Source organism: Enterococcus sp. BWB1-3 (assembly GCF_016745275.1).
GTDB lineage: Bacteria > Bacillota > Bacilli > Lactobacillales > Enterococcaceae > Enterococcus_L.
The window spans coordinates 48,222-64,626 of record NZ_JADOEP010000002.1; the positions used below are offsets into that span (position 1 = coordinate 48,222).

General features: G+C 40.0%; 18 protein-coding genes, 1 pseudogene and 1 other annotated feature. Of the genes and pseudogenes, 1 reads left to right on the forward strand and 18 read right to left on the reverse strand.

Translation table 11 applies throughout. The features are described 5' to 3' along the window. Positions 1-281: 281 nt before the first annotated feature. Positions 282-809 (forward strand): hypothetical protein, encoded by a 528-nt coding sequence (locus IW492_RS01705; protein ID WP_202064504.1) that lies wholly within the window; start codon positions 282-284, stop codon positions 807-809. A gap of 337 nt (positions 810-1,146) precedes the next feature. Here the strand turns inward: IW492_RS01705 and IW492_RS01710 are convergent, their stop codons facing one another. From IW492_RS01710 to IW492_RS01795, 18 genes and pseudogenes are all read right to left on the reverse strand, one after another. Continuing rightward, positions 1,147-2,001, reverse strand: a complete 855-nt coding sequence (locus tag IW492_RS01710; RefSeq protein ID WP_202064505.1) for a MetQ/NlpA family ABC transporter substrate-binding protein — start codon at positions 1,999-2,001, stop codon at positions 1,147-1,149. A 17-nt stretch (positions 2,002-2,018) separates the two neighbouring features. Then, positions 2,019-2,705 (reverse strand): methionine ABC transporter permease, encoded by a 687-nt coding sequence (locus tag IW492_RS01715; protein ID WP_202064506.1) that lies wholly within the window; start codon positions 2,703-2,705, stop codon positions 2,019-2,021. After that, positions 2,698-3,732, reverse strand: coding sequence for a methionine ABC transporter ATP-binding protein (locus tag IW492_RS01720; RefSeq protein WP_202065018.1), 1,035 nt, complete (start codon positions 3,730-3,732; stop codon positions 2,698-2,700). Before IW492_RS01720 ends, IW492_RS01715 begins: the two co-directional genes overlap by 8 nt. A 97-nt stretch (positions 3,733-3,829) precedes the next feature. Then, positions 3,830-4,093, reverse strand: a binding site (T-box leader). A gap of 58 nt (positions 4,094-4,151) precedes the next feature. Continuing rightward, positions 4,152-4,478 carry a glycine cleavage system protein H gene (locus tag IW492_RS01725; RefSeq protein WP_202064507.1) on the reverse strand — a complete coding sequence of 109 codons (327 nt, stop codon included), beginning with the start codon at positions 4,476-4,478 and terminating at the stop codon, positions 4,152-4,154. Then, positions 4,475-4,834 carry an arsenate reductase family protein gene (locus IW492_RS01730; protein WP_202064509.1) on the reverse strand — a complete coding sequence of 120 codons (360 nt, stop codon included), beginning with the start codon at positions 4,832-4,834 and terminating at the stop codon, positions 4,475-4,477. Before IW492_RS01730 ends, IW492_RS01725 begins: the two co-directional genes overlap by 4 nt. A 20-nt stretch (positions 4,835-4,854) precedes the next feature. Next, a complete protein-coding gene (locus IW492_RS01735; protein WP_202064511.1) occupies positions 4,855-6,039 on the reverse strand; it encodes an FtsW/RodA/SpoVE family cell cycle protein in 1,185 nt (394 codons plus the stop codon). Positions 6,040-7,127: 1,088 nt separating this feature from the next. Beyond that, positions 7,128-7,547 carry a hypothetical protein gene (locus IW492_RS01740; protein ID WP_202064513.1) on the reverse strand — a complete coding sequence of 140 codons (420 nt, stop codon included), beginning with the start codon at positions 7,545-7,547 and terminating at the stop codon, positions 7,128-7,130. A 412-nt stretch (positions 7,548-7,959) separates the two neighbouring features. Beyond that, positions 7,960-8,100 (reverse strand): annotated as a pseudogene (locus tag IW492_RS18580) (IS3 family transposase); the annotation flags it as partial. A 494-nt stretch (positions 8,101-8,594) separates the two neighbouring features. Then, complete coding sequence (locus tag IW492_RS01750; RefSeq protein WP_202064514.1) at positions 8,595-9,422, reverse strand: peptidoglycan amidohydrolase family protein; 828 nt, start codon at positions 9,420-9,422, stop codon at positions 8,595-8,597. Continuing rightward, the gene (locus tag IW492_RS01755) at positions 9,409-9,657 is read right to left on the reverse strand and encodes a phage holin (protein WP_202064515.1); all 249 of its coding nucleotides are present in this window, start codon (positions 9,655-9,657) and stop codon (positions 9,409-9,411) included. Before IW492_RS01755 ends, IW492_RS01750 begins: the two co-directional genes overlap by 14 nt. Then, positions 9,654-9,992 (reverse strand): hypothetical protein, encoded by a 339-nt coding sequence (locus IW492_RS01760; protein ID WP_202064516.1) that lies wholly within the window; start codon positions 9,990-9,992, stop codon positions 9,654-9,656. Before IW492_RS01760 ends, IW492_RS01755 begins: the two co-directional genes overlap by 4 nt. A gap of 15 nt (positions 9,993-10,007) precedes the next feature. Further along, entirely contained in the window at positions 10,008-11,309 is a 1,302-nt protein-coding gene (locus tag IW492_RS01765) for a hypothetical protein (RefSeq protein ID WP_202064517.1), read from the reverse strand. 43 nt (positions 11,310-11,352) lie between these two features. Beyond that, the gene (locus IW492_RS01770) at positions 11,353-12,261 is read right to left on the reverse strand and encodes a hypothetical protein (RefSeq protein WP_202064519.1); all 909 of its coding nucleotides are present in this window, start codon (positions 12,259-12,261) and stop codon (positions 11,353-11,355) included. Continuing rightward, positions 12,262-12,453 (reverse strand): hypothetical protein, encoded by a 192-nt coding sequence (locus IW492_RS01775; protein WP_202064521.1) that lies wholly within the window; start codon positions 12,451-12,453, stop codon positions 12,262-12,264. It abuts the gene before it with no gap. 49 nt (positions 12,454-12,502) lie between these two features. Then, the gene (locus tag IW492_RS01780; protein WP_202064523.1) at positions 12,503-12,988 is read right to left on the reverse strand and encodes a hypothetical protein; all 486 of its coding nucleotides are present in this window, start codon (positions 12,986-12,988) and stop codon (positions 12,503-12,505) included. Beyond that, entirely contained in the window at positions 12,978-13,169 is a 192-nt protein-coding gene (locus IW492_RS01785) for a hypothetical protein (RefSeq protein ID WP_202064525.1), read from the reverse strand. The genes IW492_RS01780 and IW492_RS01785 overlap by 11 nt, the downstream gene beginning before the upstream one ends. A 4-nt stretch (positions 13,170-13,173) precedes the next feature. Continuing rightward, positions 13,174-13,836: a hypothetical protein gene (locus IW492_RS01790; protein WP_236671745.1), complete on the reverse strand. Its 663-nt coding sequence runs from the start codon at positions 13,834-13,836 to the stop codon at positions 13,174-13,176. Beyond that, positions 13,833-16,397, reverse strand: a complete 2,565-nt coding sequence (locus tag IW492_RS01795; protein ID WP_202064535.1) for a phage tail tip lysozyme — start codon at positions 16,395-16,397, stop codon at positions 13,833-13,835. The genes IW492_RS01790 and IW492_RS01795 overlap by 4 nt, the downstream gene beginning before the upstream one ends. Positions 16,398-16,405: the final 8 nt, after the last annotated feature.

Sequence of the window (16,405 nt, forward strand, 5' to 3'; positions counted from 1 at the left end):
AAATTCTCTACCTGAATATAAAACACTTCAGAGAATACCTGTTGTTTCGTAGTATATAACTAAAATTTGCAGCCGCCAGCTTAAATTTTTCATTTCCTGATTATTTCAGTACAAAATACTCATACTGATTGATCAGCTTTCTTTCTCTTATTTGTACCTTTATGCAGTAGAAACAGATGTTTTTTTATAAATTAAAAATGGTATAATTAACCAGTATGGTGCTGGTTATTGTTTAAGTAATGTGCACTATACAAAAATTATTTAATAAAAAGGGGTATTTTATGAAAAAGAAAATTATTGGGGTTTTATTTGGTGCGTTAGTTCTCACAGGTCTATCTGCCTGTTCAGGGAATCCGTCCACGCAAGCATCCAGCAACAATGAATCAAGTGCGTCTTCTGAGTCTACCGAACAGCTGGCAGAAAGCTCATCATCGTCCAGCTCTTCAAGTGAAAGTAAAACAAGCGATTATGATCTCTTTTCACTCATGATTGAAAGTGCACAATCACAAATTCCTTCATTAAAAGAGCAATTGGGCGAGCAGTTTGGGGAGATCACTATTGAAGAAGGAGCAGATCATACAGTTGTTTATAACTATACCTTTGCTCAAGAGCAGCCCTTTGAGATCGATGCTGAAGCAATGAAACCAACATTGGTTAAAGCATTGAAACCTGTATTTGATGGTATTGTAGCTGTAATCCCAGATGTGCAGATTGAAATTAACTATATGAATCCGGACGATTCTGTTTTAGCTACTTTTAATATCACACAGGAAGACATCGATCAGCTTGAAGATTCCAGTCAAGAGTAGCATTTTATTTAATAGAAATATGAGTAATGAACATTTTCAAAGGTACACAGGACTTGCTGAAAAAGATAGTTTAAGATGTTAAATAAAAGAAGGGATTCCTCGCCTGAAAGTACAGCTTTCAGAAAGAAGAATTCCTTTTTTTTATGCGTTTATTTCCCACAATTTTATTCTTATACCAGCAAACGACAGTCAGAACCTCAAAGCTGTCTTCCAGGCTCTGACCGCCATTTGAGTATCGATTTTCTTTCATATTTATTTACACTACGCAGAAAAAAGGCAACAAATCGCTGTTCAACGCGGATTTGCTGCCTTTTTATATTAATATATTAACTTTATATTATTCATTTACCGGTTTCACTGAGCCGTCCCATTTCTCAAGAATCCAGTCTTGGATTTCTTTACTGTGCAATGCATCAACCAGTTTTTGGATGGCTTCATTGTCTTTGTCTTCAGAACGGACTGCGATAATGTTCACATATGGTGAGTTGTCTGATTCAAGCAAGACAGAATCATTCACTGGATTCAGTCCGGCATTGTAAGCAAAGTTTGCATTGATTGCCACTAAATCCGCTTCATCATTTTGGTAAGTGGTTGCCAATAATTCAGGATTGACATCATAAACAAATTTCAGATTTTTAGGATTTTTGTCAATATCATCAAATGTCGCTGTTTCCAAGTCCACACCATCTTTAACTGTTACTAAATCAGCATCCTGTAAAATAGTGATCACACGACCCCAGTCAGATTCAGAATTTGAAGCAATTACAGTTGCACCCTCTTCTAAATCTTTGATATCATTGATTCGTTGAGAGTATAAGCCCATTGGCTCAAGATGAATACCGCCTGCATTCGCAAAATCATAACCGTTTTCTTCTACAGAAAGATTGAAGTAAGGAATATGCTGGAAGTAGTTCGCATCAATTTCCCCATCAGCCAATGCTTTGTTCGGTAAAATATAGTCATCAAATTGTTTGATCTGCAGATCAATGCCTTCTTTTTCCAAAAGCGGCTTCACCTGTTCCAAAATTTCAGCGTGCGGTGTTGGTGATGCCCCTACCGTTAAAACTGTTTTTTCTGCTTCACTATTGGCTGTGTTTGAGCCGTCTGTACTACCGCTGCCATTGCTGCCGCATGCAGCCAAGCCAAAACTTAAGGTGATAATTGCCGCTAATCCTGCTAATTTTTTCTTCATAATTAATTCCCCCATTTTTATCGTTTGTCTGTTCGTTTTGCCAGAAAATCTCCGACACCCTGAACAATAAATACTATCAATAAGATAATAACTGTCGCCACAAAAGTAACGGTCAGATTATTTCGTTGATATCCTTCCTGCCATGCCAAACCACCAAGACCTCCGGCACCAATCGCTCCGGCCATTGCCGTAAACCCAATCATTGAAACAGTTGTTACTGTTAAACCTGAAATCAGAGCCGGAATACTTTCCGGAATAATCACTTTTCTGACAATCTGCCAGTAGCTGGCACCCATTGCTTCCGCTGCCTCAACGACACCGGAATCCACTTCACGAAAAGCAATTTCAACAAGTCGAGCGTAAAATGGTGCGGCTGATAATACCAGCGCCGGAATCGCTGCTTTTGCACCAAGCATTGAGCCTACCAGTATTTTTGTAAATGGTATCAGCAAAACCATCAAAATCATAAATGGTGTTGAACGGAAAATATTGCTGATAATAGAAACTGCGGTATATAAGAACTTGGCATAGGACTTTTCATTTTTCCCTGCCGTATAAAGCAGCAACCCCAAAACCAAACCAATCACCAGTACACAAATCATAGAAAGGACTGTCATATAGATGGTATCAACAAATGCCTGCTGCAGCGTTTCTGTATTCACCCTGCTGAAATCAAAATACGTTTCCACGAATCCCTTATCCATGATGAATCACCTCCACGCCAACTTCTTTCTCCTTGAAAAAGTCCAGAGCATTTTCAACTTCTTTATCCACTCCGGTAATCATCACCGTCAACGAACCAAAAGCACCTTCTTTGGTCTGCTGAACCTTTCCATGAACCACATTGATATCAATATCAAACAGGCGAATGGCCTGAGAAATTATCGGCTCATTGGCATTTTCTCCTTTAAAGTGGAGGGTCGTTACAAAGCCTTCCGGATTTTCACTAATCAGTTCAGAAAGCAATTCCTCCAAATTATCTTCCGGGTCCAGTTCTCTCTGAACAAAACGTTTCGTCACTTCCTGCTTAGGATTCCGGAAAACATTTAATACTTCGCCTTCTTCAACAATTTTCCCAAGCTCCATCACAGCAACCCTGTTACAGATTTTTCTGATAACATGCATTTCATGAGTAATCAGCACTATGGTTAAGTTCAGTTCTCTGTTAATCTCCAGCAGCAAATCCAGCACTTCATCCGTGGTCTGAGGATCTAACGCACTCGTTGCTTCATCACAAAGAAGAATTTCCGGATTGTTTGCCAACGCTCTGGCAATCCCGACTCTCTGCTTCTGTCCGCCTGACAGCTGACTTGGATAAGCATTTCCCCGTCCTTCAAGTCCGACTAATGTCAACAGCTCCTCTGCTCTTTTCAGCCGCTGTGCTTTAGGAATTCCTGTCAGCTCTAAAGGCAGCATGATATTTTCAACAATCGTTCGTGACCACAGCAAGTTAAAATGCTGGAAGATCATCCCGATTTTCTTTCTGAAACGTCTTAAATCTGCCGAACTCAATGAAGTGATTTCCATATCCTGAACCACAACTTCTCCTTGGGACGGAAGCTCCAGCCCATTCAGCAAACGAACCAGCGTACTTTTCCCTGCTCCGGAGTAACCGACAATTCCGTAGATATCCCCTTTGTCAATGGACAACGAAACATCATCTACTGCTGTTACTTTCCCTGCTTTCCCGGAAAATTCCTTTTTTACATGACGCAGCTCAATCAAAGCCATGCTTTTCACTCAACTTTCTCTCTTTGTAATCAATCTTTCCTGCTTAATCAGAAGCACTAAAAAAGCTCTCATCCTTCTACTGATATTTATTTATCAATACAAGGACGAAAGCTGATTCTTTCGTGTTACCACCTTTATTCGCAGTTACCTCACAGTAACCGCCTTATACAGTACTTGCCGAAACCTATCGTTTCTCATCGCATACTGCGGTGCTGTAACGGGCACTCCCGTAATAAGTTCACATCTGCTCACTCATTCTGCTCTAAGACCATCTTCCATTCCAAATCTGTTACCTCTTTCCAGCAAATCAAGGCTCTCTATAAACATTTTTGACATGTACTCTTCTTTTCAGTGCTTTCTTTTTATTAAACAACGATTGATGAAATTATAGCAACATCACTCTCACGTGTCAACGATTTTTACCGGAAATCTTCATTCACATCAGAAAATATAGCCAACCAGGCATTACTTTCTTCCACGTCATCCAGTACCGCAGGATCCTTGTCAGCCCCTTCATTAATATGAACTATAGTTCCAGTGAGCGGACTTGAAAATTCACTGACAGATTTCTCCGCTTCCAGTTCGACAAATGCATCGCCCTTGGTCAACCGCTGTCCTACTTTTGGCAGTGTAACAAAACTGATACTGCCCAAGTCATCCTGTGCCTGATTTGTCAGACCCACTTTATATCCCTCGGGTGTTTTTTCAATCCAGAGATTGTCAATGACTGTTCTTTCCATACTCATGCCTTGAAAGCTCCTTCGTAATCGGATTCCTTAAACCCGTTCGTTATAAATTCACCATCTTTAACTAAAATAGGTCTCTTATTTAACATCCCGTCTTTTGACAGGCGTTTGCTTGCTTCTTCCACAGAGAAATCGTTGACGATATCCTTCAAGCCCTGCTCTCTATAGCGACCGCCGCTAGTGTTGAAAAATCGTCTCACAGGCAACGGACTTTTATTCATCCACTCTGTCAGTTGTTTTTCTGTTGGCGGTGTTTCAATCATATTAACCGTTTTATACTCTACTCCTGAGGCATCCAGCCAAGCCTTGGCTTTTTTACATGTTGAGCATTTTGGGTACCAGTAAAAAGTATACATTTTATTCCCTACTTTCAGATTTAATATTCTAGACCTGTTGACGCTTCCTTTTGGTATTTCATCGAAAGTATTAGTCCCACACCAATCATATTTCCCAGTATTGAGGAACCGCCCTGACTGATAAAAGGCAGAGGAATCCCTGTTAAAGGAAGCAGACCAATGTTGGCGCCAACATTCTCAAATACGTGGAAAAGAAGCATCATAATAATTCCTGTTGCCACATACGCATAAAATTCATTATTTGTTTCGAAGCAGACACGAATCATTCGATAAATCAATATAAAGTATAACAAAATGATGAAACAACTTCCAATAAAACCGAAATTCTCACCAATTACTGTAAAAATCATATCTGATTCCCGTACAGGAACATAAACGTTGCTGACGTTGAAGCCTTTACCAAACAATCCGCCTGACCCAATCGCAATAATGGCACTGGCCGGCTGGTAGGAGCGGGTAGGATCACTGTGGAAAGGATTCAGCCACAAGTCAATTCGCTCAAACTGATACGACTTAACCCCTACCTTATACAATAAATCTCTTCCCATTTCTGTAGTTACGAGATAAATGACACCTCCGCCAACTATAATTCCGACCAAAAAGAACGGTAAAATAATCTTCCATGATATACCGGACATTAAGAAAACACCGGCAAAAATTGCAACGAAAACCAGCATTGTCCCAAAGTCTTTTTGCAAAAGGATCAAGACAATCACAGGGAGTGTCACCATCATCAGTTTGGCAATCAGCCAGCCGTCCGTTTGCAGCGTGCGGTCTTTATAACGCACATTGTGCATAGTCACCACATAGGCAAGCATCAGCGCAAAAGCGATTTTCATCAGCTCCGAAGGCTGAAAAGTCATCCCGCCGATACTGATCCAGTTTTTTGATCCGGTCAGTTCATCCAGATTTTTGTCATAAAACTTCAGCAGCAGAAGCATCATCAAAAGTCCAATCCCATAAGCAAATGGTGTCATTCGCCACAGAAGTTTAGAATTGAAATGCATGATAACAACTATTGAAACGGCTCCGATTAGATACCAGATTCCCTGCCGCATCAGCATCGGAAAAATTTCCGGTCGATTTGGGTCATGTGTCAGCGCTACATATAAAGATAAAATTCCGATCAATGATAGTAAAAAGACCGGTAGTATAAGTCCATAATCAATGCGATTATCCAGATTTAATTTTCTTGTTTTGTCCATTTGTCATCTCTTTTCTTTAAATCATACGCTCTTTATTATATCGCCCTTACCCCTGAAAAGAAAGTACAGACTTGGAGATTTGAAAAAAACTTTAATTCCTTATTTTAGGATTTTCGAAAAGTCTACTACTTTTTTTACCCAGCACTTTCTCGGCAAATTTTACAGGTTCGCCTATTTTAATCCTCATCACATCGGTGTAAACAAAAAGCGGAAAATAGTGCACCTCAGAAGCAAGAAGCTGAATTGAAAAAATGCTCGATCCCTGAATTATTTGAAATGGATCTATCATTTTGAAGAGGGGAATCCTGCATTGGTACTGGCAATTCTGGGAAGTTGCCAAAAAGAAGATGGCGGCTTTTGTCATGCACTGAAAGTAGATCTTTAGAATCCATATTCCTCACAGATGTAAACGTGGAAAGCTGTAGAAATAATCTATGCGTTGGATATTGAAGACTGAAATTATCCTACGATTCAGGGAATTTTATACTCTTTGGAAAGTGAAAAAAATTTTCCCACAACAAATAAGTTTACATTATCCCACCCAAACAAGAATTATCACCCGGTTCCTTGAAGGCATGACTCTGTTTATCCGCCTGAGAATAGCCAAATACTATATGTTCTGCCGGGGGTATGGATTATGCTGAAAAAAGGTCAGACCTTTACAGCGAATGTGAGCTGATTATTCAGGAAGATGTTGTTTATTATCTGGAGCACCGCTGCTTTTAGACATTTATGTCATAACGAGTTATATCCGCATGACAGATTATTTGTGAAAGAATAAGCGAACTGATTTTAATCACGATGATGACATTGAAAAGAAGCTGGAGCTGGACATCCAGACAATGCTTAAGAATAAAGCAGAGAACTAGGCAGATGAATGACTAATTGAATGTACTCTTTCTGCCTAACTTTTCATAATTATCCAAACAAGGATTATTTCAATTAATAACCTGCTTAGCCTTTTTCAGTTCTTTTTGCTGAATGATTTTTTCTATATCCTTTGTTATTACCGGGGTTGTTTGACCCCAAATTTTATAGTCCCGTTAACATTAAAAAAAGACCTCGAAATGAGGTCTTGGTTTTCTATTCTATTCATCAAGTTCTGCGGCTCTTGTTTGTCTACCGCTGTGGATTTTTACCGCCAGCGTTTCAAATGAGATAATAACTGGATACTTATGGTTCAGTTCCTTTTGATATTCGGCCAGCTTATCTTCAATTACTTTATAATCCTCAATTTCATGAATCGTAAAGCATCCTTTCAGCAGCAGACTTTCTTTCGCTTCTTCTTTAAAACAGCAGACACTCCCCATTGAGTTATTCTCCACATTTTGGGCTGTTTCACCCTCACCGTCAATATAAAATTTCAGACTGTACATCCCATGTCGAATAATCGGTGCCGAAACGACAATCATACCCGGAAATCCGTTTCTGTCAATAGTACTTAAAAGAAATGAACTGCCTTCAGATAACATGCATTGCGCTTTTTCACTTAATTCCTGAATATCCATATACTATCTCCCTTTTATAAAAATCCAGTTTATAATTCTTATTATATATTTTTTTTTACCAATAAAAAACACTTTTCTTAAAATTCAAAATAAAACAAGTATCTTTTATCACAATCATACCAAAAATAATGGTTTTAGAAAAAATAAAACACATCATTTGTTTAAGAATATTTCATTTGAAAGAGATATCCTATCATCTGATAAGAAGAAACCTGCTTGTCAAAGTAATTTTGGTGAGCTACCCGTCAATAGGACAGTGAAATAATTAAATATTTTGAAAGCTACTCTTTAATTTGTGAAGGGTAGTTTTTTGCTTTATTTGAAGAAATAACTGTCGCACTATCGTTTGGCTGTCGTATAAGTTTTATCTGATAAATTGAACTTATTTATCAGATAAAACTTATACAAGAATTTAAGCTGCTTTGTAGTACTGGTTGTGGTATTCCATTGGTGTCAACACTTGTAATTTTCGTTGGTAACGACCCTTGTTGTAGTAATCAATATAGGAGTTGATCATTGTTACTAACTCGTTACGATTCGTAAATTTCTTACCGTAATATTTTTCTCATTTAAGTATCCCCCAAAAACCTTCTATCGGACCATTATCAATACATTCTTTTTTTAGAAAATCTATTTGATTTTAGTCGTTCAAATGTCCAAATTGGTTATTTTCAATTGGTTCTTGAATTGAAAAAATTTGAGCCTTTTTAGAATTTTTCTTTTTAATATACTTTTCTTTCATTCTATGATACTGGCCAAAAAATTTCTATGTATCTGTTTGGTGAGACAAACTCCTATTACCAGTATAAAATACTCCAACAGAAAAACGAGGTTGTGACAGAAGTGTTCTGTCTCAAGAAATAAGTCGGACTATACGAAAATAGCTACTCATATTTTCAGTATAGTTCGACTTATTTCCGAAGAGACAGCTTCTGCGTCTACGGTTCTCACTTCGTTCCGATCCTCGAAGCATGGAGGGGCTTTGGAACACCGTTTATTCGGCTTTAGGGATCTCAGACATACTTATGTCACAGTTCCGTTCATTCATTATCTGTATACCAAATGCTTTTTATCCCAGGTACTTAACCAAACCTGACCACCGTTTTTGAATTGAATAGAGCTCCAGTAATAGTTGCCGCTGCCTTTTTGCGCCTGACTCACACTGCTCACATTACTTTTAGGGATAATAAAATAACTTCCCTTTTTTGTAACCTGATCAGCAAGTATTTTCCCATTTTCATCAGTTAATATAATATCTGCACAGGCTATGCCGTTCTGGGTCCAGTTAAATTCAACTGGACATAAATAATCACAACGAATCTGCCAAATGCCGTTGACGTGTGCCAATTCATTCACCTGATACACTTTATTCTCGTTTTTTTGCACAATTTTTGACGTAGTTGTATTTTTTGAGTCAGAAGTATTCGTACTTTCAACACTTCTTGGGTATCCGTAGATCGTAACAGCCGGTTTGCCATTATAGCTCCAGATTGTATCGTGATCATTGACTGTGATGCCGTTATAACCAAAATTGCAGTGGATCATCTGATCATTTGAATCAACAAAAATCCCTGTGTGACCATTTGCTCCGCCGCTGGCTCCACGACTTCCCCAGATAAAAATATCTCCGCGTTTTACATCGTAGCTTCCTTTTGAATTCAGTCCAAGCTGTTTCCAGCCGTTTGATTCCAAATGTCCAAATAATGAATCTGTATTTCCCATTGTGCCGGATGGTAAAAAACTGCCCGCTGCTAAAGCGAAGTAAACCGCCGAACTACAGTCATAACTATCCGGACCTAAACGTCTGTTCATGGAATACGTTGCTTTCCCTTTCCGATCATCCATCCATTTAATCATTGTCTCAAGATTCGCCATCTTTTTTCAGCTCCTTAAGCAGTCCATCTGCTTCAATGGCAGGTTTAGTAAAGCTGTTGTTCTTCCACCATGCTGCAGTAGTTGAACCAATTGTAAAAAGTAAAGACACGATCTGATACACATCATCTTCGATGATATCAAGCGCGCCTTTCCCTGTAATTGCCAAGATTTGATTAAATAATGCTAAAACTAAAACGACCGTTCGTGCGATCGTATCTTTTGTTACCTGTTTCATTTGCATCGCTCCTTTTTAAATAATGTTTTGATTCGTTCATCATGCTTAATCACAGTGTCTTCAATCTCACCTATTTTTCCATCATGGCTATCCAGGCGTTCAACTACCTCAGAATGACGTTCATGAATCCAATGCGACTCCTCTGCTACATTTTCCGATAAACGTGTGATAGCTTCAGATAAACCGTCAAGATTTCGCCTGATTGGATCAGTTATATTATCTTTGATTGAAGCATAGGCTTTTCTGGTAAGCCATACCAGCCAAGCTCCGACAGATCCTGCAACTGCAACAACTGCAGCAATTTCTGCAATTGTCAGACCAAAAAATTTCATCACACACCAACTTTCCTGTTAAATAATTTTTTCAATATAGGCAATGATTCCTGTTCCGGCTGATTTATTCATCATTGACGTCATCTCATACAACGTCTGCCTATCACCGCGAATTACTGCAATAAAATGTGTATACGTACTGAGCATCGCCGATCCGTAGCCCAAATATATGGAATCCGTATCCAGTGCCTTGCTTGTTTCTTCAAATTTCAATACAATCGGGGCGTTTCGACTGTTTCCCCCTGTCTGCTCACGACTTCCATAATCATAGAAATGATTGTAGTAGTAGGCAACTGTAATATCCTCTACACCATTGTTGCTGACAAAGACACCCCACTGTTCATTTGCCTGTTTTACGAGTGAAAATTTTACCTCGTCTAATGTAGCACTGTATTCAGTGTCGACATCGGTGTCAAGTGAATTAGCCAACGTGATTCTGTTGGAAGAGCCTGTCGCTGTAATGTCTCCTGTCCCAATAAGCGACTGCCCATTTACCGTTTTAAAGCTTGGCTTATTTCGAATATAGCAAGGCGACTTCTCATTTTCTTCCTTATAATCCGACTGAATCAGCTGATACGAATAATAACGCTTCGAAGCTGAATCCTTACTGATTAGAACTGCACTGTATTCTTCAAGCACATCAATATCAGCTAACTCCAAACTAAATTGAGTGTAATCCTCCTGTTCCAGATAGATTCCTTCATACCGCTTATCGGTCAGCACCTCACTGGAACGATGCCAAAAAGCTGCTGCAATAGCTGTCTCATGATTACCTGCTACTGCAATTTGTACACTCTCTTCAGTAAAGAGCGTTTCTATCACTGTCAGCGGCAGTTCAGCAGAGATGACATTATTTTCAATGGTGATGTGCTCACCAGCAGTCAGCCCCTCTTGTTTATTGTTCCAGATCATTTTTTCTTCTGTAGTCACATGGATCGCCTGATCTTCTATATGCTCAATGAACGTTTCCAATTCATCCTTTATTTCTTTCATTCCCAAATTAGTCGCCAACGTATTCATATCCAAATCCGCCTGAACATTATATGTGCCGCTCCCGATTATTTTGATGTTTCCATCCTTGTTTATGATCTGCGTGGGCTGAGCATCCCCACTACTCCCCCCAGCATTTATCTGAACCATTCCTGTCCCTTCATGATTTAAAACCCAGACAGATTCGTCTGGCAAAATATATGCATGATCTCGGTTTGCTTCCTTAATATCGGACAGTTTGTTGACTGGTACTTCCCAATAGCCTTCGTCACAAAACTCCGGTAACACGGGGCTTTGCTTCGTTGAATCACATATTACTGGTCTCTTCATTCTTTTTTCTTCCTTTCTAAACTTGTTTGCTGAGCTTCAGCTCTTACGCCGTTACATACGTCATACTGATAAAGTGCGTATTGCCGACTCTAAAATTGTAGGTCGGACCAGTCGACACATCAGAAGTGTTTACCAACATGATCTCTCCATTTGTTTCAATAATAACCGCTGTATTGGCATAAATTACCGTACTTAGATTTTCAGTTACTATATTTACAGCCATTCTTACTACTGGAAAAAGTTCAGGGTTCGAAATTTCACCGATTTTAAAGCGGGCATTTCTGCTAAAGGAGAAGGCCTGCTGACTAACTAAATTCACATAAAAAAATACTGTTCGTCCCTGCTTAATAATATTTTTATCCTGTGTTGAAAAGTAGGCAGTACTTTCAAAGGTAACTGTCTCTGACTTATCCAGATATTCCGAACCCCTGCCTCCTATCGTTAGATTCCTGCTGCCCAACAGGCGTTGACCGTTAATTATTTTAATATCCGAGCCAGAAACTAGCTGATCCTGTTTGGAGGAAAGATTAGCGGATATCGTATCATCGACAATAATAATATAGTCGCCAGCAGTTAAAACCTCCTGTTTTCCATTCCAGGCTGCTTTATCCGCTGCAGTTACATGGCTTTCTTCATTATTCATGTGAGTAGTTACTTTCTGACTATCGGCAGCTGAAATAATATTTCCTGAAATGATATTATTTTCTCCTGCATTCAATTTTTCCTGCTTAAGATCCCATTCTGCTTTTTTCTCATCTGTTATATGCACACTAGAATCACTAAGATGCTCATCAAATTCAGCTTTCAATTCTTCGATGCCTAAATCTGCTTCCAGTTCCGTCCGATCAAGATTTACCTGAACATTATGTGTGCCGCTTCCTGAAATCTTAATATACCCGTCATTGTTTCGGATGAGTGTTGGCTGACCGCTTCCGCTTCCACCTCCATTCAACTAAATCATTCCGTTTCCTTCATGATTTAGAACCCAGATAGATTCGTCCGGTGAAATATATGCGTGGTCACGGTTGACTTCTTTAACTTCTGCCAAACTGGTTACAGGTACCTCCCAGTAACCATCCTCACAATATTCAGGCAGCACCGGATTTTTCGAATTTAAATCACATATTACTGGTTTTACCATCATTAACTTCTTCCTTCTACTCATTCAAGAACTTTCGGCTTCTTCTTATTTTTTACACTAAAATCAATGGTCGTTCCTTCAGAATATCCGCAAAACAAGCAGCACACTCCGTCACTTCCACACCTAAAAATTTGGCGACTGAACGGATAAACAAATTATTCTTAGTTAAATAACCGGATAGCAGCGATTCATCCTCGTCACTCGCCTGCCAAGCTTCAAACGCCGTCATCATAGCAATTCCCAAATGCTTCATTATGCACCACTGCTCTTTATCGCCAACCGCCCCATACAGATTAAATAAATACAACATGTCCTCACGACGAAGTGTCGCAAGTATCTGAATTTCTTCTTTCAATTCACTGATTTTGACAAACTGCTGCTCCAGAATTTCTTCCTTCTCAAGCGCAATAAGTCCGTTTTCCAATTCCGAAATCCGTTTTTCCAGTAATGTCTTCGTGTGCATCTCCGCACTGGCAATCTGCACAAGGCTGCGGATAATATCTTCTGCAATCCCATCTGTGCTGTGCTTATTTTCCATTGGTTTCACCAGCCTTCCTGTATCTGGCAATTTCACGCTGCATTAACAGCTGTTTCTGCCTTTGTTCATATGCAATTGCTTCACTTTCCATCTTAAACAGCTGGATGACCGTCTGATAATCTTTCGGATGAGCGGTCAAGTGATCCTTCATCTTTCCGGCTTTTTCCTCATATCTGTTCATTCCATCACCTGTTTACATGGGAGTATTTTAAATAATTGACAAGTGTCGCATTAAATACCCCCTGTCCTTTCAATTCTACTTTTTTGTAGCCGGTCGCAAGAATTTTTCCCCTCTGCCAGGCAGGTAAATAACCGGCTATTTTAAGAAGATCAAAATTCGTCAGTCCATCACTTGGATAAACACCTTCCCCATCAATCCATGATTCGGGATAGACTGCCTGAAAATAAGGAGTTAAATTAATTCCCTCAACCCAAATTTCAAAATCAGAGACACTGCTTGTAAACATTGAAATACCTGCATCCAGCGAATGATTATGCGGAACGGTTGAATGACTGTGCGGATTAGGTGAAATGGTGTTTTGATTCACTGTTAAGCCCGTATCTTTCACCTGTACAGCGGTTGAACCAGTCGCACCCCCGCCGCCAATCGGCATTGCAAAAGGCTGAATAATAATTTTGAACTCAAATCGTTCGTAATAAATCAGATCCGGACTGACAGAGATATAAAAAGAAGCAGGATGATTGGTATCACCCTGCCGCGTAAATTCCATGCCGTAAACATCCACCACCTGATTTCTCCGCTGAAACTGATTTTGTCTGCTTTCAGCTGTTCGATCACCCACACGTTCAGCTAGCTGATTAAGGGCTCTATCATACGTCATATTCATTGCTGATCACTCTCCCTGTCAATTTTCAGGTATTTCTCCAGCGTCACTGTGTTGGTTTCCATGCCGCTTTGATCCATCTGATAACTGATTCCTGTCAGATAATACCAATCATCCATTTTCAATATCTTCTTCATATAACTTGAGCATTCTTCAAGAATCAGCTGCTGATTATCATAAAACAGCCGGACTCTATCCCCAACGTTTAAATCAGCGGGCAATTCCTCCACTTCAAGTTCAATTTTATAAGAACGGCGGGATTGCTTCAGTTTATTCACTGCCGCATCATACGCCATTTTTGCAGCTTTGGCACGATCTTCATCAGTAATTTCTTCGCCATCAGTATTAAATGGAGCCAGATCATTAAACCCAAATGAGCCCTCAATTACTTTGCCAGATTCCAATGCGATACTCTCGGTATCAATCACTGTATATTCAATCTCATCATTAGGCGCCAGCTTGGTAAACCTGATATAGTCATACCCTCGCTCATTATTAATGGTATTTCTCAAAATATACACTGGAAAATTTGGGTCCTGAGCGCCTTCTTCCTCATAAATTTCCCGAAGACTCATACTGGACATACCAGAATCCGATTTTTCTCCATAGACAGTCACAACATTAATCACATTCCCAAAATCATGGGTAATCGAAGGTTCAGTAAGAATGCGGATGTTCTGTCTGCCTGTTGGCTTTGTGGAAAAAATATACGGCTTCTGTTCTCCAAATGTCCCAATCTCCAATGCTCTGCCAAATTGAAACCCTACCCGCCAAAACAAATCAGGCGTCAGCTCACACGTTTTTGTGAGCCCCGCCAGTTTATCCTGCCGACTGTAGACATAATCAATGACACGAGTCGCAGTGTTCTGCAGATAATTCATATTCCAGCCAGGATAACGAAAATCCAACGTACTGTAGATATCATTGACGGTTCTGTTTTTAGCCGCCAAATTCGTGGAAACCTGTCTGTATTCCCATTCAGAAATCACATGAGTAAGATCCACATCCAGCGTTTCATTGATTTTATCCAGACTATATCCTGTAACGATACCATGAAACACTTTATTGTTAATATACAGCTTCATTTCTTCACGTCCATTGATCCATTCGATATATTCAATAGGCAACGTAATCTGAGTGGAAGGAACATACATCAGCTCATTGCTCCAGCTTAGGGTATTTAAAATCTTTGTTCCCCGCTTAACCACCTTGCCGCCTTCCAGTATTTCAAAAAAGAACGTTGTATTCCCGCGTGCAAAGGGATCAATTTCTATGTCAAATGCCTGCTCATAAATAATAATCTTGTCAAAAATCAGTTCATCTGTTGCCGAGCCATTTGTCCGTATTCCTTTAATGTACACAGCTGTTTCATTCGGTACTTCAAAGGTCACACTAAAGCCTGATTTTTCCACTCCAATGACATTTGGATAGGCTTCTTTCACATCCGGACGATCAATCGTCGGTGCTTCCACCCTGTCCAGCTCCTCATCTGTTTCTGCATTAATACACGCAATATATTCAGTTCCCTTGTCCGAACTGAAATGCCAGCCGGACGCATAAATTTTTCCTGCCTTAATCCCCAGAAAGTCCAAAGAGCCAACATTAGTCATTGTTTCAAAGCTTTCCAATTCATCAAAATCAGAAGGCAAATCCATTAAAAAGCTGTACCAGCGATTGGCCGCTTCGATTCTTCTTTGCTGATGCTCGGTCCCTGCACGTTCAAAATTTTTCAGAAAAGCAAATGCAGCCTGTTCCACATCTCCGACATTTTTAAACCCTTCGACTGATTTTGGTTCTACCGCACCAATCCACTGACCATTAAACATGCACCAGTCAATTAGCCGAGTTTGAACCTCAGCATTTCGGTAATCCCCTGCGATTCCGGCATGACTGAGCAGGCACTGAACGTATTCACGACCATTCCAAGTTGCTCCACCTACAAGAGGATATGCTGAACCGTCCCATTGCACCAGACCATACGCTGGTCCGCCGGCCATTTGATCAGTATCCGGATTCATGCTGGACGCTGTTTCAACATCAATATTTCCAAGGATACCGGCAATCGCCATTTTATTATAGCCCGCTTTATTTAGGATTTGTGCGATTGACCAGGCCCGCCGTTCTTCATCTGTTGTTAAATTAGGCGTTCCGCTTGCTCCTGATGCATTCCTGTAAATAACCGCCGGCGGGTTATGGTTGTAACTCAGGCTGCCAGAATAATTGTCCACCGTAATTCCATCTGTATTGCAGTGAATGATGGTACTGTTATCTATAAAAATTCCTGTATGCCCTGCCGCTCCACCAGAGGCACCGCGAATTCCCCAGATAAAAATATCTCCTCGCTGCGGCGTATTCGCACTTTGCCAACCGGCATTTTCCAGATGACCAAACAGAGAATCTGTATTTCCCATTGTACCGGCAGCAAGAAAACCGCCGGCAATCAATGCAAAATAAACAGCAGAGCTGCAGTCATAGCTGTTTGGTCCCAATCTGGCTGCCATACTGTAGGAAACTTTCCCTTTTCGCTGATCCATCCAGTTAATCATTGTTTCAATACTTGCCATTTTTTTCA